Source organism: Corallococcus sp. BB11-1 (assembly GCF_026626625.1).
Lineage (GTDB): Bacteria > Myxococcota > Myxococcia > Myxococcales > Myxococcaceae > Corallococcus > Corallococcus soli.
In genome coordinates, this window is record NZ_JAPNJY010000033.1 from 1 (window position 1) to 17,939 (window position 17,939).

The following is a 17,939-nucleotide window of genomic DNA, read 5'->3' on the forward strand; positions in this document are numbered from 1 at the left end:
ACGCGGCGGACGTGGGCCTGGGGCAGGTGCGGGTGCTGGACGCGAAGAAGCTGGTGGAGGGGGACGCGGCCGCGCGCGACGCGGTGGTCCAGACGCTGCCCATCCCCGCGCCCGACGACACGCCGCGGATCCGTCCGAAGGAGGACCTGGGGACGAAGGGGCGGGCGGGGGACGAGCTGCACTCAGGGCCGCGCTCGCTGGTGCTGGCGCCGGACGGACGCACGCTCTACGTGCTCAACCGCTTCACGGGCACGGTGGCGGTGGTGGACGTGCGCGAGGCCCGCGCGGGCCGGGCCCGGGTGGTGCGGCAGTGGCCGGTGGTGGACGTGCGCTCGCGCGAGCAGCGCCGGCTGGGCCAGGTGCTCTACTTCTCGGACGTGGGGCGCACGGGGATGAGCTGTGACGCGTGCCACATCGAGGGACACACCGGCGGGGTGTTCTTCGAGAAGACGCGGCCCATGCGCATCTACCGCTCGACGACGGCGCTGGGCAGCCGGGACACGCCGCCCTACTTCACCCCGGCGAGCACGCGCAGCCTCGCGGAGACGGCGGACACGGTGGGGGGGCGCAACCGCTACCACAACCCGGATCCGCTGCCGTCGGAGGTGGAGGCGCTGGCGCTCTTCACGGCGCTGCTGCCCACGCCGCCGAATCCCTACCGGGACGCGGGCGGAGCGCCGCTGGAGACGGTGACGCTGCCGGATGGCAGGTCAGGGCATCCGGCGAAGGGGAGGGCGCTGTTCGACGGGAAGGCGCGCTGTCAGGCCTGCCACCCCGCGCCGCTGTTCACCCTGGATCAGGACCCCTCGACGCGGGGTCAGTACCAGGACGTCGGCACGCCCATCGCGCTGCCGCTGCGGCTGGAGCAGCAGCACCTGGTGCCGGGCGCGGCGCCACCGTCGCTGGTGGGCACCTGGGACGTCTGGCCGCTGCTGACGAGCGCCACGGCGGGCTACGCGGTGCGGGAGGACCGGCTGGTGGTGGACTCCCGCTTCCCGCTGCGCACGCTGCTGGAGACGCCGGGCCTGAAGCACGGAGAGGCACAGGCCCTCACCCCGGAAGAGCGCGACGACCTGCTCGCCTACCTGCTCACGCTGTGAGGTGCAGAGGGGCGCGGAGGTGGCTCACCGCGCCGACGCGGAGTGGAACGGGAGCACCGCGGCGGCCCGGACCCGCTCGGTCAGCGATTCTGCGAGCACGTTCCACCCGAACGCCGCGAACGTGAACAGGGCCATGATCGCGCTGAACAGCCACAACCCCATCATCACCGCGATGCCCAGGTGCATGCCCAGCGTCATCAGCACCCAGAGGGCCCGGGTGCGCCGGGGCCAGATGCAGACCGCGTAGCCCACCTCCACGACGAGCGTGCCCCACGTCGCGAGCTTCACCATCCACGGCACCGACGCGAGCCACGCGAAGTCGAACTGGCCGTACTGGGGCTGCATCAGCACATCCCAGAGCGCCGTGCCATCCCGCCAGATGGGGCCCAGCATCTTCTCCACCCCCGTCGACAGGTAGATGATGCACAGGTGCACCTGCAACATGCGCAGCGAAAGCGTCGCCGCCGCGGACGGTGCGCTGGAGGTCCTCCCGGCGCTCACGTCGAAGGAGAACGCCGCGCCCACCGGCATCACGACGCAGTAGAACAAGCTGATGTGCGCGAAGGTCTCCAGCCCGTAGGCGAAGAAGCTGATGCTGTTCAGGAGCGCAGTGTGCAGCACCCACGCCACCGTCGCGGACAGCCGCGTGCGCAAACCCAGCAACAGCCCGACGAGTGACAGCACGTAGGCGAGCGCCAGGCCGTGGATGCCGGCCGTCTGGGAGATGCCCAGCGGCGCCAGCGCGCCCGCCACCACATCCACCCGGGGCAGCACGGTGGAGGCCAACGGTTCGTTGACGCTCCAGGGCACCAGCCCCCGGTTGCCGAGCAGCTCCGGAAGGCTCCCCGAAAGGGTCCACGCCTGCACGAGCAGCAACGACGCGACGCCAATGCGGAACGCGCCCAGGGGCCGCGGCGAGGACGGCGCGCCGACGAACGCGGCCAGGCGCTGGCCCGCGAGGGACTTCCAGGTCGTGGCCGCGCTCATGGCGCCACCGCCCCGACCGACGAGGCCGCGGGAGCCCGGCGCTCGAACACCGCCCGGTATCCTTCCGACCAGAAGGGCCGCTCACCGTCGTGGTGCTCCCCCATTCTCGGGATGTGGAGCGTGTCCACGCGCACGGTGACGGAGCGGGCCTCCGGATGCCGGCCGAACATCGTCGCCGCCCACGCGCGGGCCAGGGCGTCCCGGCTCTTCTCGATGCCGAAGCGCAACAGCATGGAGTGGATGCGCACGTTCACCGCGCTGTCGTCGAACTCGAAGTCGTCGCGCAGGCGCTCGCCGGACGGGTGCTCCAGCTCAAACGAGACCCGCACCGCCGGGCTCACGCCGGGGGCGAAGAAGCTGTAGCCGCTGCTCGCGCCCGTCCAGTGCGTGTAGCCCTTGGCCCACGGCCTCACGGCGTCCGGTGCACTGGTGACGACGGGGATTCGCAGCGCACCGCAGGCCACCAGCAGCATGTGTAGCGCGGCGAGGCCGGTGAACAACCCGTGCCACGGGGTCAGGGAGTGTCGCATGGGGGCTCCAGCCCGAGCACCGGAGGGGGGACCTCCGGCGTCGGATGTTTCTGGGGACAACTGCTACGACGACCAAGGGGAATCGGGGGACTCGGGACGGCTCAGTTGCAGTTGCCGTTGACGTTCTGACCGAAGAGGCCGAGCAGGTTGATGATGCTCCCGCCGCCCACGACGTTGCCGTTGTTGTTGCCGATGAAGGTGCCGATGAACCCGCAGTTGCCGTTGCCGCTGCCCCCACCGCTGCCGCCCGCCAGGACGCCGTCCTTCGCCACGAGGACGACCTCCTCCATCGCGACCGCCTGCCGAGGGTCGTTGCTCTTCACGTCGGAGCCGTTCGCCATCGCCCCCGTCGCACCCAGCGCCAACGCGAGCATCGCCACCGTGCCGCCGACCTTCAGGTTCGTCTTCTTCATTGTGTGCTCCTTGGGATTGGACAACGACGGCAATGTTTTTCCTCTCCTGGAATTCGGTAGCATCCCGGTAAGGCAGGGATTCTGTTGGGCACCGGGGGCATGGCGGGAGCGCACGCCCATGAGCGCCAGGCAGGCGTGGTTTTTCTCCATCCGCGCGAAATGTCGGTCCTGGCTGCGTGTCCGCGCGCGGCCTCATGCTGCTGGACGCTTGCGTCACACCGGGGGGCTGGGGTCTACAATCCAACGGATGCGTTCCTCCCCCCGGGTCGCCTGGCTCCTCGTTCCAGCGTTGTTGCTGTCGTGCTCCGACGCGGGGCTGTACGCACTCGACCGTCGCTCGGGAGGCTCGCGCGACCGCGCCAGCTTCGAGGGGGAGCTCTGCGTCCCGGAGGCCACCGGGGACGCGTTCCCCGTGAAGGTCATCTTCGCGCTCCAGGGCGGCACCGGCGTGGAGACGGAGCTGGTGGGCTACGCGGTGGACGGGCTCACGACGCTCACCTCGCGCTTCACCGGCCCGCAGATGCGCTTCGGGCTCGTGGCCTTCCACTCGGTGGCCACCGGCCTGCAAGGCAGCTTCACCGACGCGGCCACCTTCCAGGCCGTGCTGCCGCGCTACGCCAGCTACCAGCAGCAGGGGCCCATCAGCATCCGCTCCGCGCTGCGGCTGGCCAAGAGCCTGATGTCCGGCGACATGCAGGCCTCCTGTCGGGGCGAGGTCGCGCGCTCGCGCTACGTCGTGGTGCCCGTCATCCGCAGCGCGGACGTCAGCTGCGACAACCCGGCGTACAACATCGGCATCGACAGCCGCTGCACAGCGCTGGCGCAGGCCTCCACCTGCCGCGACAACCCCCAGGCCCAGCTGGATTGCAACGCGGCGTGCAGCCAGTGTGAGCTGACCGCCGTGGTGGGGGAGCTCAAGGCGCTCGCGGAGCAGTTCGGCGCGGGCGAGGTCAGCATCCAGCCCATCTACGTGCGCGGCGTCGAACCGGACTCCACCACCCGCCTCCAGGTGGCCGCCATCGCCAACGCGGGCGGCAGCGAGCCGGTGGAGACGGACTTCGCCGGCCTGCCCAACGCGCTCGCGCGGCTGGACTACGGCTCGCTCGACAACGCGCTCAAGCTCAAGCGCTTCCTCGCCTTCAACCGCAACGTCCAGGTGCGCAACGGCCAGATGCTGGCGGACAGCGACGGCGACGGGGTGGGGGACGACGACGAGCGCGCGCTCGGCCTGGACCCCACCGTCTCCGACACCGACCAGGACGGCCTCATGGACGGCGTCGAGCTGCGCATGGGCCTGGACCCGCTCGCCGTGGACGTCATCAACGGCTGCAGCGTGGTGCAGGACACCGACGGCGACCGGCTCAACGACTGCGAGGAGCGCGTGCTCGGCACCGACCCCTGCGTGGGTGACAGCGACGGTGACGGGCTGCCGGACCTGGTGGAGGCCCTGTCCCAGACGAACCCGCTCGTCCCGGAGGACCTGCTCGACAGCGACCGCGACGGCCTCTCCAACGTCGCGGAGGTCGAAGCCCACGGCGACCCGCTGAGCGCCGACCGCGACTTCCACCGGGAGCGCGGCTACGGCTACTCCATCGTCCCGCTGCCCCCCGCCGGCACCAGCAACCGCGCCTGCTACCAGACCCGCGTGGAGAACGTCTCCCTGGTCCCCACCCTGGAGCGCCCCCACCCGTTCTTCCCCGGCGAGTTCATCCCCGCCGGCACCAACGAGGTCTACCTCTACCTCCAGGTGGGCCGGGACAATGATCCGCGCGGCGCCGGCGTGGGGTCCCTCTTCATCCAGGAGATCCAGTACGACGCCGACACCGGACGCACCCCCGCCGGCATCGTTCCCCTCACCTCCGATGACTTCATCGTCGGGACCTGAGTCCCCGCCGTGACGTGGGGTTTCCCCCACAGTCTCAATGGGGTGTGCCCCCCACACCCTGCCTGTAGCACTCCCTCACGAACCGCCAACCTCTTGATTTTCCTGGCATCCCGAGCAGACAGGCAGACGGATCGCCTCTTGCTAGGAGAGGGGTTGTGAAAGGAGTCACCATGACTATCCCCCGCTTTGCCCCGCTGCTGGCGCTCGGCGCCTTCCTGGTGCTGTCCCCCAGCACCGTGCAGGCCCAGGATCAAAACCCGGACAACCCGGAGTGCCTCGGAGATGAGTGCGGTCGCCCGAAGGAGGTGGGTGGCGGCTGTGGCTGTGGCTGTGGGTGTTCCGTCTGGGTCGCGTACACGGACGACGGCAAGACGCTGTCGTACACGGACGACGCGGACGGCGACGGCAAGGCGGACGACAAGGACAACTGCCCGTTCTCGTCCAACCGCGACCAGACGGACGGCGACGGCGACCTGGCCGGTGACTCCTGCGACAACTGCGCGGCGGTCTCCAACACCACGCAGCTGGACACCGACGGCGACGGCATCGGCGATGCGTGCGACGACGACGACGACAACGACAAGAAGATGGACGGCGAGGACAACTGCCCCTCCGTGCCCAACGCGAACCAGGCGGACAATGACGGCGACGGCATTGGCGACGTCTGCGACGACGACGACGACAACGACGGGCACAAGGACGGCGCGGACAACTGCCCGCTCGTCAGCAACGTGGACCAGGTGCTGCCTGCGGACCAAAGCCTGTGCCGCGTGGACGCGGACGGCGACAGCGTCTCCGACAACCTGGACAACTGCCCCGGCCTGTCCAACCCGGACCAGAAGGACACGGACGCGGACGGCATCGGTGATGGCTGCGACGCGGACATCGACAACGACTCGGTGCTCAACGCCCAGGACAACTGCCCCGCGGTCGCCAACCGCGACCAGGCGGACGACGACGGCGACGGCATCGGTGACGCGTGCGACACGCGCTACTGCGTGGTGCTCAACAAGGACCGCCCCAACGACTGCCTGGATCCGAAGGCGCCCTTCAGCGTGGGCACCGGCGGCGTGCTGAGCGTGGAGAAGACGGGCCTGGCCGTGCGGCCCCCGCTGTTCGCCAACCGCAACGGCGCGGCCATTGAGTACACCTGGACGGTGGTGAAGCGCCCCTCCGGCTCCACCGCGGTGGTGGAGAACCCCAAGGGCGCCGTCACCTACAGCCGTCACTGGGAGTACCAGTACGTGGACGGCAGCGTGCCCAACTTCCAGCCGGACAAGGAAGGTGAGTACGAGCTGCAGGTGTCCACGCGCCTGGCCTTCGCGGACCGCGTGTTCCCCGACCAGCGCTCCTCCGTGTCCAGCCTGTTCCTGAAGGTGGGCCAGGACGAGTCCGGCAGCGGCTGCACGTCGCTCCCCGCGGGAGGCAGTGTCGCCGCCCTGGGTGCGGGCGTGCTCGGCCTGCTGCTGCGCCGCCGTCGGAAGGCGTAAGGTTTCCCCCCAATGCCCGGAGGTCCGCATCGCATGCGCCGTCAGCTCGTGGTTCCGCTTCTTGCGACCGGCCTCCTGGCCCTGGTGGGTGGGCTGTCCTGCTCCGACTCGCTCCTGGAGCCGCGCGCCCAGGAGCAGTCTCAGCTGGATGACAAGCTGACGCTCACCGGCCGGGTGTGTACGCGCCCGGCCAACCCCACCGGCTTCCCGGTGAAGGTGGTGCTCGTCGTCGACGAGTCCGGCAGCATGTGCGTGTCGGATCCTCCGGGCTCGCAGGAAGGCAGCGGCTTCTGCGAGCGCGCGGAGGTGCAGGCCATCATCCCGCCCGGCGTCACGGAGCCGGCGCGGGTGCGCGCGCTGAAGAACCTGGTGGCGGGGTTCAAGCGCATCAACGACCGCAGGGAAGGCAACATCAGCATCGCCATCGCCCCGTTCGAGACGAACGTGAAGAACACCTGGCCGCCCGCGGCCACGGGTGACCGCTTCGCGCCTCCGGGGAACATCAACGGCTACATCGAAGGGCTCCAGTCCCAGCTGGGCAAGGGCACCGACTACCAGGGCGCGCTCAGCTACGCCTACAGCATCATCGCCAGCGACATCGCCGCGGTGTCCCAGGCGACGCCGGAGCTGCTGCCGCGCACGCGCTACGTCGTCGTGTTCCTCACCGACGGCACGCCGTACCCGCGCTGCTCCGCGAACGACGACCTGTCCGTGTACGCCGGGCCGGACAGCCCGGACCTCACCTGGCGCGACTCCATCTCCAGCTTCTGCAACGCCACCAGCACCACCGACGCCATCACCGGCTTCGAGGTGGGCACCGACCGCAACCAGAACTACCAGCTCTTCAGCTACGTGCGCCGGCTGATGGAGCTGAAGACGCAGTACAACGTGGGCGACGTGCGCATGCACACGGTGCTGCTCTTCAACGAAGAGGCGGTGCGCGCCTGCGGCCCCATCTGCCAGGACATCTACGGCACCTACCCGGGCGTCCCGGAGGCGCAGTACCCGGCGGCGGCGAAGAAGATCGCCTCGTACCTGCTCAAGCGCTTCGCGGAGATGGGCAACGGCGTGTACCAGGAGTTCAGCGACACGGCGGAGATCTCCGAGCTGGGCCTGGGCGCGCTGGACTATTCCTCCTTCGCGTCGCCCAACGTGATGAAGACGCTGCTGGTGGAGCCGCTCAGCTCCGCGCCCGGCGACGACGGCCGCGTGCTGGACAGCGACGGCGACGGCGTGCCGGACTCCCTGGACAACAGCTTCCAGCTCAAGACGAACCCCTTCACGCTGGACAGCGACGGTGACTGCCTGGGCGACGGCTTCGAGTACCGCCGCCAGGACCAGGGCTTCCGCCCGGGCAACGACCTGGACGCGCGCGGCTGCGACCCCCAGTCCCCGCTGACGCCCGGCTGCGTGTGCCGCGACACGGACGGTGACGGGCTGTCGCAGTTCGCGGAGGACTACCTCAAGACGCGCCAGGGCATCGTGGACAGCGACGGCGACGGCGCGCCGGACGGCCTGGAGGCCAAGTACGGCCTCAACCCGCTGCAGTCCAGCGTGTCGGGCCTGGACACGGACGGCGACGGCGTCCCGGACGACGTGGAGCTGAAGGCGGGCAGCGACCCCACCCGGCGCGACCGGCCGTTCCACGACAAGTACGGCATCCAGTACGAGGTGAAGAAGGTGGCCGGCGGCGACGACCTGGATGGCGTCTGCTACGACTTCACCGTGTCCAACCTCCAGATGGTGACGCCGCCGGACCGCTCGGGCGTGAAGCAGGGCTACAACCTGTTCAAGGTGTGGTTCGCGGAGGCGCCGGAGAGCGGCGTCGCGACCGACTACGGCGTCTGGCGCACCGGGTGCGCCTGGGCGCAGTACGCGCCGCCCAGCGTGCGCGTGCCGCTGGGGCCGGACCTGGCGATGGAGGACCGGAACTTCATCCGTCCGGACCTGCTGGTGGACCCCTGGAGGGCCCAGGGCAATTGCGTCGGCGTGTCGCCGTCGCAGGGGGGCGCGTCGCCGTGAGCCGCACCGGACGTCTGTGGGCGCTGAGCCTGCTGGGGCTGGCCGTGGTGGTGGCCTGCACCGATTCCTACCTCTACGACCCGCGCCGGGACACCGACGTGCCGGCGGACCGCGCCGTGGCGCTGGACGGGCGCTTCTGCACGCTGGGCGCCAACGAGGTGCTCCGGCCCATCAAGATCATCGTCGCCATGGACGCCAGCCAGTCCATGCGCGTGAGCGACCCGGATGGCAGCCGCGCCACCGCGCTGGTGGAGCTGATTGAGAGCCTCCCCCAGGACGACGAGGTGTCCATCGCGGTGATGCTGTTCGCCGGCAGCACCACGGCGTTCCTCACGCAGAACCCGGGCCCCCCGCTGGAGGACGGCTTCGTGCAGCTGTCGCTGCTGGACGCGACGGCGAAGGCGAAGCTCACCGAACAGCTGCTCACCTTCCGCAACACCGACACCTCTCCGAACCGGGACTCGACGGACTTCGTCAAGCCGCTGTCGGACATCTACTCGCTCATCAACACGGACATCGCGCGGGCGCGGTTGCAGCCCGACGGCAACGAGGCGCTGGCGCAGGCGCGCTACTCCGTCATCTTCCTGTCGGACGGCAAGCCCACGAACAACCAGGACGATGAGCTCATCCGCGGCGACGCGGTGGTGCGCATCCGGCAGCTGCGGGACCTGGTGGAGGACGTGCGCTTCAACACCGTGCACGTCTTCAACCCCACGCAGCCGGTGCCGTCGGTGTGCGACCTGGTGGCGGAGGACGGCGGCTTCGGGGACGGCGGCTGCCCGCTGCTCATCATCAACCAGAACGCGGACCGGCTGGAGAAGATGGCGGGCCTGGGCGGCGGCAACTTCCGCGACTTCCGCAACAACGAGCCCATCAACTTCCTCAACTTCCAGTTCGGCCAGGTGCGCCGCGCCTTCATCCTGAAGGAGCTGGTCGCCTCCAACTTCTCCGCGCCCGCCGGCAGCCCGCTGGACGAGGCGGACACGGACGGCGACGGCCTCACCGACGCGCGCGAGGCCCAGCTGGGCACCAACCCCAACCTGCGCGACACGGACGGCGACGGCTTCAGCGACGGCGTGGAGGTCTACTTCCGCGACCGGGGCGTGCAGTTCGACCCGAACCAGGTGGTGCAGCCGGACGGCGGCGGTCTGGACAAGGGCTGCCCCCCCGCGCTGCGCGGCACGGACACGGACTGTGACGGCCTGCTGGACTGCGACGAGCAGTTCATCGGCACCAACGCCACGCTGCAGGACAGCGACAGCGACGGCGTGCCGGACGGCATGGAGTGGCGGGGCGGCACCCAGGGCGCGAGCAACGACCTGGACGAGGACCCCGACACCGACGGGCTGACCAACCGCAACGAGGTGCGCATGCACATGCGGCCGCTCCAGGTGGACACCGCGAACCTGGCGTCGGATGCGTACCGCTACAGCATGGAGGCGGACGGCCCCGTGGATGCGGACGGCCGCCAGTGCTACCGCTTCCGCGTGGACAACGTGCTGCTCGCGCCCACGCTGGCCCTCATCGCGGACGGCGGCGTGGACGGTGGCGTGGACGCCGGCACGGTGCAGCGCGGCGCGGGCTACAACGACATCTACCTCTCCGTGTCCATGCTGCCCGCGGATGACCCGACCGCGCGCACGCTGGTGCGCACCTTCCGCGTGGACTCCGTGCGCTACCCGGTGGGCGGCATCAAGTCGCCCCCGGACGGCATCATCCGCGTGAACCCCGAGGACTTCGTGGAGGGCTGCCCCGGCGTCCTCCCGACCCTCGCGCCCCTCCCCTGAAAGCCTCTCCCGAGTCCCCCATGCGCCTTCGTTCCCGACTGCTCCCGCTCGCGCTCCTCCTCCTGGCCGCCTGTTCCTCGGGCGGAGAGGACACGCCGGATGCCGGCACCGGCGTCGTGGAGGACCTCTGCAACAGCCGCGACGAGGCCCTGACGAACGCCGACTGTGAATTGAAGCCCGGCGTGGCCCTGGAGCGCTTCCTGGCGCTCTCCGGGGACGTGAAGGCGGGGGACGAGGACTGGTACAGCATCCGCATCCCCGCCAGCGCCAACGCGCGCACGCTGGTGCACATCACCGGCGTGTACCTGGCCTCCAGCACCCCGGTGAACCTGTCCGTCACCGTGCAGGAGAAGGACAAGAACACCGCGCTGGTGGGCAAGTCGGACCAGCACGGCGCGGGCGCGCCCCGGCCGGTGGACATCATCCTGCCGTACGGCACCCCGGACACGCAGCTCATCGTGGTGGTGCGCGACGCGCCGACCAACCCCGCGCGCCCCGCCTTCGACGCGCGCAATCCCTACCGGCTCACCGTGGAGCTCATCGAGAACCCGGACGCCAACGAGCCCAACGACGTCACGCCCACGCCCATCGCGCTCGCGGCGGAGGGGGCCGCGCAGGTGGGCACCGCGAACGGCTACCTCGCGACGGACGACGACGTGGACCGCTTCAGCTTCCCGCTGACGGTGGGCAAGGTGGCCTACGTGCGCGTCACCGCGCCGGACCAGGGCTTCGCGCCCAACTACCGCCTGTCCTATGAGCTGCTGCGGCCCGGCACCTCCGACAAGGAGGCCGAGGGCAACGTGCTGCCCAAGGTGCACCCGGGCCAGCTCGCCACCGCGCGCAAGGTGAAGCTCGCCGGGACGTGGACGCTGGTGGTGAAGGGCTACCGCCCGGCCAACGAGCCGCCCCCCGCGGGCGACCTGCGCCAGCCCTATGAAGTGGAGGTGCGCGTCCTGGACGAGGCGGATCCGCAGGACCAGTCCGGGGACAACGACGCCTACGCCCGGGCCTTCTCGCGCGACCTCGTGGGCTCGCCCGGCACGTCCACGTCCTTCACCGGCCGGCTGGGCTACGTGTCCGACCGCGACTGGTACGCGCTGCGCGTGCCCGCGTACAACAAGCCCAGCGTGCTGCGCTACCGGCTGGTGCCGCTGGGCACGGGCGGCCGCTTCGCGCCGCTGCCGCTGCCGCTGGGCCAGCTGGCGGACCGGCAGGTGCTGGTGTTCACCACCGTGGGCGCGGCGCCCACGACGGAGCTGCGCGCCACCTGCTCCAACGACGCCACCGTGTGTCCCCGCGACGTGCGCGAGCACCCGGATGCGCCGTCGCTGGTGCAGACCTACTGCAACAACGCGGAGGCGGTGCTGTGCCTCCAGTCGCTGCGCGAGGAGGGTGACCCGGCGCGCTTCCCCAACCTGGGCAACTTCCAGGGCGCGCTGCCGGTGCCGGCGCACACCGCGGCCGCGACGTACCACTTCGTGGTGCAGGACGACGGCACCAACTGGGCGGACGACCGCGACTACCGGCTGGAGGTGAGCTGGGAGGACGACGACGCTGAAGAGGTGGCCGCCTACAGCGGAGGCACGGAGCAGGAGCGCCCCAAGACGCTCAACGGCGTGGGCGCGGGCAACCTGCCGACGAGCGACGCCACCTTCGAGGCGAAGGGCCAGCTGTCCTACGGCCACGGCCGGCTGCGCGACAACGATCGCGCCACGGGCCGGGGCGTGCGCGGCCCCACGGACTACGACGCGGTGCCGTCCGACACGGACACGTTCGCGTACACGCTCCCCAGCCGCACGGCGCCGGAGGACGCGGCGTGGCTGGTGCAGTGGGAGGTGGACAACCTGCCCGACGGTGGCACCCCGCATGGGCTGGCGCTGGACTTGACCTTCTGTGACGGCAGCCCCTCCACCGACGGCGGCGTCGGCCCGTGCAGGCCGGTGTCCACCACCAACTCGGGCGGGGCGCTGACGCTCGCGTACAGCGGGAGCGTGATGCGCGCCTGGCACACCACGGCCAGCACGCCGCTCTCCAGCTACCAGGCGCAGTACCAGTTGGAGAAGACGGCCAGCACCACGCGCGTCACGGTGACGCCCTACGCGTGTGCCTGTCTGGAGCGGCGCTTCATCCAGGGCGGCACGCTCAAGGTGGCGGTGAGCGCCACCGAGCGCGGGGACTACGGGCGCGTGGGCTACACGCTGCGCACCGGCTGGGGGGACTACCCGCGCAGCTACACGGCGCCGGACGGTGGCAGCCCCACCCAGTGCCCGGCGCCCACGCAGGACGCGGGGACGTGGGTGGGCGGTTGCCAGTTCACCCGCTAGTGGCACCGGGCAGGCGGCGGGGCTTCAGCCCGCCGCCGCCTTCCGGTGGCTCGCGGTGGCTACGGGGCGATGCCCTTGCCCTTGAGCAGCAGCTCCCGCGTGTCGCCGTTGGCGGCGTTGGACTTGATGGTGAGCTTGCCCTCGAAGTCGCGGGCCGCGTTGGGCTTGAAGGCGACCTCGATGAAGGTGCGCTGGTAGGTCTCCAGCTTCATGGGGCCGTTCTCCGGCCAGTTCTCCGGCTTCTTCATGGTGAAGACGCCCGGGCCGGAGAGGGAGGCCTCGTTGAGCTCCAGCGTCTGGATGCCGCGGTTCTCCAGGTAGAGCGTGTTGAAGGTCGTCGCCCCCACGTAGGTGCCGGCGGCGAACTCGGTGTCGAAGCTCAGTTCGGTGCGGTCGATGAGGAGCTGCGGCGTGTCTTGCAGTTCCTCCACCTCGTCTCCGCAGCCCGACAGGGCGATGATGGTGAGGGGCAGCCACAGGTTGCGCAGGCGCATGGACATCCACTCCTCGGAGAGGTTCAGAGAATGTTTGGCGTTGTAACACGGAGTGCCCGCGTGCTGACGGGGGCGTTGCTGCTGATGGTGATGGGCGGTTGCGGCGGCTCGCGCGAGGACTTCATCGGCGCGCGCGTGCTGGATGTCTGCAAGGCGTCCTGGCCCGTGTGCAACCAGTTCGCGGGCTGCATCCTGGGGCCGGAGAGCTACTCCGAGGGCCGCTTCCCCGGGCGCGGGCAGGTCATCGTCCGGGTGCCGGAGGCGTCCACCATCAAGGTGAGCTTCTTCCTGGAGGAGGTGACGGCGGCGGGCGAGGAGACGGCCGTCACCGTGCACGAGGAGGGCTGCCGGGCGCGTCAGCGGCAGGCCGCCACGGGCCGCGCGGCGCTGGACCAGATGGAGAAGTTCGGCGAGTTCACCCGCCAGGTGGACGTCACCGGCGTGGGCGACCACCTGGTGGAGTTCGACTCCGACATGCAGGCGCGCTACGTGGTGAAGGTGGACGTGACGCCGCTGCGCATCCAGTAGCAGCGGCGCCGTGCGCGTCAGCCCTTGAGGGTGCTCACCAGGTGGTGGGCCACGCGGAAGCTGTTGGCCGCGATGGTGAGCGTGGAGGGCACGCTGCCGCCCGTGGGCATGAAGCTGCCGTCCACCACGTAGAGGTTGGGCACTTCGTGCGCGCGGCAGTGCTTGTCCAGCACGGAGGCGGCCGCGTCGTCGCCGAAGCGGCAGGTGCCGTGCTGGAGGATGGTCGTCTCGCCCTGCGTGCCCACGCGCTCCACGGCGTCGGGGTCCAGGCGCAGCAGCACCTCTTCCCCGCGCTCCACCAGGAAGCGCGTGGCGGCGTAGTCCGCCGGGTGCCGCTCCAGCGTGATGGCGGCCACGGGGATGCCGTACTTGTCCTTCACGCCGGGTTCCACCGTGACGGAGGTGCCGGGCGTGGGGAGGAACTCCGCGTAGACCTCGAACTCAAGGATGCGCGAGTCGCGGTACGCGCGCATGCGGTCCTTCAGCTCCTTGCCGAACACGCCCGACTTGCCGGCGCCCGCGAGCCCCACCGCCGCGAAGATGGGGTTGGGGTGCGACCACATGAAGCCCAGCGTGCCGCCCTTGCGGAAGCCGTGGCGCGCGTCCGGCATCAGGTAGAAGTCCTGGATGCTGCGGTTGACGAAGGGCGCCGGATCCATGAGCCACGGCCGCGCCTCCTTCTGTTTGGACACGCGGAAGATGGCTCGCGAGGCGCCAAACGAGCTGAACAGCAGGTTCTTGCCCACGAGCCCGCTGCCGTTGGCCAGGCCATTGGGGAAGCGGCTGGAGGTGGAGTTGAGCAGCAGGCGCGCGCTCTCCACCGCGGTGGCGGAGACGATGATGACCTTCGCGGGCTGTTCCTGCGCGACGCCGTCCTTGTCCAGGTACACCACGCTCCTGGCGCGGCCCTGCCGGTCCACTTCAATGGAGCGCGCCATGCTGCCGGGGCGCAGCTCCACGTTGCCGGTGGCGAGCGCGGCGGGGATGAGGCTGACGTTGGTGCCGCTCTTGGCGCCCGTCTCGCAGCCGTAGCTGCCGCACAGCGCGCAGTACGCGCACGAGGCCCGGCCCTTGTACGGCTTGCTGAGGATGCCGCGCGCGGTGGGCGTGGAGTGCCAGCCGAGCGCCGAGCACGCCTTGTCGATTTCGGACGCGACGGGGTGCACGTCCAGCGGCGGCAGCGGGTAGGGGCCGCTCCGGGGCTCCGCGAAGGGGTGGGGGACGGCCTGTCCGGAGACGCCCATCTCCGCTTCGGCCTTGTCGTAGAAGGGCGCCAGCTCCTCGTAGGAGATGGGCCAGTCCGCCACGGTGGTGCCGGGCACGGCGCCCAGCGTGGAGCGCAGGCGGAAGTCCACCGGCTTGAGGCGGTAGAAGAAGCCGCTCATGTGCACGGTGCCGCCGCCCACGCAGTTGGCGGTCCACGCGACGTTGCTGCGCTCGTAGCGGCCCTTGGCGCCGTGGCGCACCAGGTGCGGCTCCTCCCACGGCAGCGGCATGAAGAAGTTGCGGCGGCTGTTGAGGATCTCGTCGTGGACGAAGTCCTTCGCCTGGTAGTGCCGGCCCTTCTCCAGCACCACGACCTTGAAGCCCGCGCGGCCCAGCTCCAGCGCGAGCGGTGCTCCGCCCGCGCCGCTGCCGATGATGCAGACGTCCACCGCCTTCACGGGTGACCTCCGCACTCGCGCAGGCACTTGGGGCCGTCGTAGCCCTCTGGCGGCGCCATGGCGACGGTGCCCACGGTGTCGAAGCCCATGAGCCGCCAGCCCACGCGGCCCTTGTTGCCGCCATAGGACGGGTCGCCCAGGAAGCCCTCCAGGCTGAGCGTCATCAGCAGCTCGAAGAAGTGCGCCTCGCCGCTGCCGGCGGGGCTGTCCTTGAAGATGGCGAGCAGTTCGTCCTGCTGGGCGGGCGTGGCCTGGGCGAAGCCCTTCTGGAACATGCGGTCGGCGCGGCGCTGCAGCGCGGCCAGGCCCTGGAGGAAGTCGCGGTGCATGGACTCCAGGCCCTGCGTCTCCAGGATGCGGTCGATGTAGAGGGCCACGTCCGCGTCCTGGGCGCCGGGGTCCTCGTCGCGGGGCAGCAGGCGTTCGGTGGCCGCGGCGACGACGGCGTACTCGAAGGCGGAGAAGGTGCGCAGGGCCTGCCCGGTGGCGGTGGTTCCCGAGGGCTCGGAAGGTTTCGCGGGCTCCGGGTCCTTGGAGCGCTTGCAGGCGGCGCCGCCCAGCAGCACCACGCCACCGCCGAAGAAGGTGAGGCGCTGGATGAAGGTGCGCCGGGACAACCGTCGGGGGAGCGAACGCGCGCGGGCCATGGGGGAATCCTAGCCCAGATGCATGGCCTTCACGGTGCGACGAAGGGACCGGAGTCGGTTGCCCGCCCACCGCCGGGGTGCAGGAAGGTCGCACCCCACGGCTTGTCCGACCTGGAAGTCACGCGGCTGGCGTAGGATGGCGCGCTCAAGCAGACCGACTCGACCAAGGAGAAGAACCCGATGAAACGGCACGCGTGGCTACTGGGTGCGGCGCTCGCGCTGGGATGTGGCGGCGGCAAGCCGGCCAACCCGGACGCGGGGCCGGGCCCCGGGACGGATGCGGGCACGACGGAGACGCCGTTCGCGCGGCTCACGGTGGACACGGAGCCGAGCGAGCTGCACACCATCTCCTCCATCGCGATGGCGGTGGGGCCCGATGACCGCATCGGCATCGCGTACTTTGTGAAGGTGAGCGACAAGGACTCCGAGCTTCGCTACCGCGAGGTGAAGGACGGTCAGGTGCAGGCGACGGCGGAGAAGATCGCCACCGTGCAGCGCGTGTATGGCGTGTCGCTGGCCTTCGCTCCCTCGGGGCAGCCGGCGGTGAGCTACCTGGGCGGCGGCAGTGACGACTCCATCTTCTGGTTCCAGAGCGACCTGGCGGTGTCCTACCGCAACGCGAACGGGACCTGGACCGAGCGCATCGCGGTGACGCGGGGCGACCAGGCCGTGGCGGGCAACCCGGTGAGCGACACGGGCTACCTGGTGGGGCTCAATCCCTCCATCGTCTTCAATGGCAGCCAGGCGCTCGTCGTGTACCGGGATGGGCACAACGGGCAGTTCCCCCAGCAGGACTGGGCCGGAAGCGACGTGGAGCTGGCCAGCGGCGGCCCCACGGCGTGGCAGCACCGGGTGGTGGCCTCGGGTGGTGACCAGAAGGGCGCGTATGGCGGGCACCTCCAGATGCTGATGGCGGACGGGCAGCCCGCGCTGGTGTTCGACCAGGCCTTCGGGGCCGCGGATGCGCCGGGCCAGAACGTCTTCTTCCAGCGCCGCAACGCGGATGGCACCACCTGGACGCCGCCGGTGCAGGTGCAGGCGGTGGGCAACACGATGCTGGGCGCGTCGATGGCGTACGACTCCACGGTGGGCTTCGGCATCGCGGCGGTGGATCGCGCGAACAACCGGCTCACCTTCATCTCCTGTGACGGCACGACGGGGGCGAAGTGCGCGGCGGCGGGGGACTGGACGCTGCCGGATCCCGTGTTCCAGACGGGGTCGGGAGGCTGGTATCCGTCGCTGGCGTTCGACCCGGCGACGCATGATCCGTCCATCGCGTTCCACATCTGCTCGCTGGAGTCCGGGCGGAACGAAGGCAGCTGCTCGCCCGCGGACGACGCGCTCGTCATCGCCACGCGGGTGGAGGGGCAGTGGCGCGAGACGACGGTGGACTTCGACGGGGCCTGGTCGCCGAAGCTGGCGTTCCTGTCGTCGGGCCAGCGCGTGCTGCTCTACCGTTCCGGACGCACCCAGGCCCTGACGCTGGCGGTGGAGCGGTGAGGCACGCGGGACGCGCCCTGGTGGCGCTGGGGCTCGCGGGGCTGATGTCCGGCGCGGGCATGGTCGGCTGCCGGGGGGACAACGAGCTGTCCGGCAGTGTGTCGGAGCTGTTCCCCATCACGGACGTGTCGCGCGTGGAGGTGCGCCGCAACCCGGACGCGCTCCAGGTGAGCTACTTCCGCAACAACGGCCTGGACGTGGACCTCGTCGCGCGGCTCACGGTGGACACCGAAGGGGTGGACCTGAAGCCGGGCACGAAGGTGCAGCTGGGGGGCACCACGCCCTCCGGCCGCGACCGTGCGTCGGTGGTGCACGTGGCTGCGGGAGAGCCCGCGCGCGTCTTCACCCCAGTGGAGCGCGGCGACCTGGTGCTGGACGAAGGCGGCAACCCGGATCAGCTCACGCGCGGTGACTTCTCCCTGTCGTTCAAGAAGGGGGACGGGTACGGCGCGGGCCGCAGCATGGAGGGGACGTTCTCCGCCACCGCGCTGGACGCGGGCTTCGGACCGGACGTGGGTGACGTGGTGGTGGACGAACCCGCGCCTTGAACCCCTGGGGCGTTCCGTGT

General features: G+C 70.6%; 14 protein-coding genes and 1 pseudogene. 9 read left to right on the forward strand and 6 right to left on the reverse strand.

Going from position 1 to position 17,939, the window contains the following annotated elements; all coding sequences use genetic code 11:
* Positions 1–1,100, forward strand: a pseudogene (locus OV207_RS29055) (MtsA protein); the annotation flags it as partial.
* A 24-nt stretch (positions 1,101–1,124) separates the two neighbouring features.
* Here OV207_RS29055 and OV207_RS29060 read toward each other — a convergent pair.
* The 3 genes from OV207_RS29060 to OV207_RS29070 form a co-directional block, all read right to left on the reverse strand.
* Positions 1,125–2,087: a hypothetical protein gene (locus tag OV207_RS29060; protein WP_267558304.1), complete on the reverse strand. Its 963-nt coding sequence runs from the start codon at positions 2,085–2,087 to the stop codon at positions 1,125–1,127.
* Positions 2,084–2,617: a hypothetical protein gene (locus OV207_RS29065; protein WP_267558305.1), complete on the reverse strand. Its 534-nt coding sequence runs from the start codon at positions 2,615–2,617 to the stop codon at positions 2,084–2,086. Before OV207_RS29065 ends, OV207_RS29060 begins: the two co-directional genes overlap by 4 nt.
* Before the next feature lie 101 nt (positions 2,618–2,718).
* The gene (locus OV207_RS29070) at positions 2,719–3,030 is read right to left on the reverse strand and encodes a hypothetical protein (RefSeq protein ID WP_267558307.1); all 312 of its coding nucleotides are present in this window, start codon (positions 3,028–3,030) and stop codon (positions 2,719–2,721) included.
* 247 nt (positions 3,031–3,277) lie between these two features.
* Between OV207_RS29070 and OV207_RS29075 the strand changes: the two genes are divergently transcribed.
* The 5 genes from OV207_RS29075 to OV207_RS29095 all read left to right on the forward strand — a co-directional run bounded on the left by OV207_RS29075 (position 3,278) and on the right by OV207_RS29095 (position 12,538).
* On the forward strand, positions 3,278–4,915 hold the full coding sequence (locus tag OV207_RS29075; protein ID WP_267558308.1) for a calcium-binding protein: 1,638 nt from the start codon (positions 3,278–3,280) through the stop codon (positions 4,913–4,915).
* A gap of 170 nt (positions 4,916–5,085) precedes the next feature.
* Complete coding sequence (mtsC, locus tag OV207_RS29080; protein ID WP_267558310.1) at positions 5,086–6,405, forward strand: cell-cell cohesion MYXO-CTERM protein MtsC; 1,320 nt, start codon at positions 5,086–5,088, stop codon at positions 6,403–6,405.
* 33 nt (positions 6,406–6,438) lie between these two features.
* Complete coding sequence (gene mtsD / locus OV207_RS29085) at positions 6,439–8,427, forward strand: cell-cell cohesion protein MtsD (protein ID WP_267558318.1); 1,989 nt, start codon at positions 6,439–6,441, stop codon at positions 8,425–8,427.
* Positions 8,424–10,214: a VWA domain-containing protein gene (locus tag OV207_RS29090; protein ID WP_267558319.1), complete on the forward strand. Its 1,791-nt coding sequence runs from the start codon at positions 8,424–8,426 to the stop codon at positions 10,212–10,214. Before mtsD ends, OV207_RS29090 begins: the two co-directional genes overlap by 4 nt.
* Before the next feature lie 20 nt (positions 10,215–10,234).
* A complete protein-coding gene (locus OV207_RS29095; protein ID WP_267558320.1) occupies positions 10,235–12,538 on the forward strand; it encodes a hypothetical protein in 2,304 nt (767 codons plus the stop codon).
* A 59-nt stretch (positions 12,539–12,597) separates the two neighbouring features.
* On the opposite strand, the gene OV207_RS29100 is transcribed toward OV207_RS29095, so the two are convergent.
* Positions 12,598–13,032, reverse strand: a complete 435-nt coding sequence (locus tag OV207_RS29100) for a hypothetical protein (RefSeq protein WP_193346976.1) — start codon at positions 13,030–13,032, stop codon at positions 12,598–12,600.
* A 60-nt stretch (positions 13,033–13,092) separates the two neighbouring features.
* Here OV207_RS29100 and OV207_RS29105 point away from each other — a divergent pair, with 60 nt between their 5' ends.
* A complete protein-coding gene (locus OV207_RS29105) occupies positions 13,093–13,560 on the forward strand; it encodes a hypothetical protein (RefSeq protein ID WP_267558322.1) in 468 nt (155 codons plus the stop codon).
* A 17-nt stretch (positions 13,561–13,577) separates the two neighbouring features.
* Here the strand turns inward: OV207_RS29105 and OV207_RS29110 are convergent, their stop codons facing one another.
* Positions 13,578–15,224, reverse strand: coding sequence for a GMC family oxidoreductase (locus tag OV207_RS29110; RefSeq protein ID WP_267558324.1), 1,647 nt, complete (start codon positions 15,222–15,224; stop codon positions 13,578–13,580).
* On the reverse strand, positions 15,221–15,871 hold the full coding sequence (locus tag OV207_RS29115; protein ID WP_267558326.1) for a gluconate 2-dehydrogenase subunit 3 family protein: 651 nt from the start codon (positions 15,869–15,871) through the stop codon (positions 15,221–15,223). The genes OV207_RS29110 and OV207_RS29115 overlap by 4 nt, the downstream gene beginning before the upstream one ends.
* 180 nt (positions 15,872–16,051) lie before the next feature.
* On the opposite strand from OV207_RS29115, the gene OV207_RS29120 reads away from it, so the two are divergent.
* Positions 16,052–17,371, forward strand: a complete 1,320-nt coding sequence (locus OV207_RS29120) for a hypothetical protein (RefSeq protein WP_267558327.1) — start codon at positions 16,052–16,054, stop codon at positions 17,369–17,371.
* Positions 17,368–17,919 carry a hypothetical protein gene (locus OV207_RS29125; RefSeq protein ID WP_193346980.1) on the forward strand — a complete coding sequence of 184 codons (552 nt, stop codon included), beginning with the start codon at positions 17,368–17,370 and terminating at the stop codon, positions 17,917–17,919. The genes OV207_RS29120 and OV207_RS29125 overlap by 4 nt, the downstream gene beginning before the upstream one ends.
* Positions 17,920–17,939: the final 20 nt, after the last annotated feature.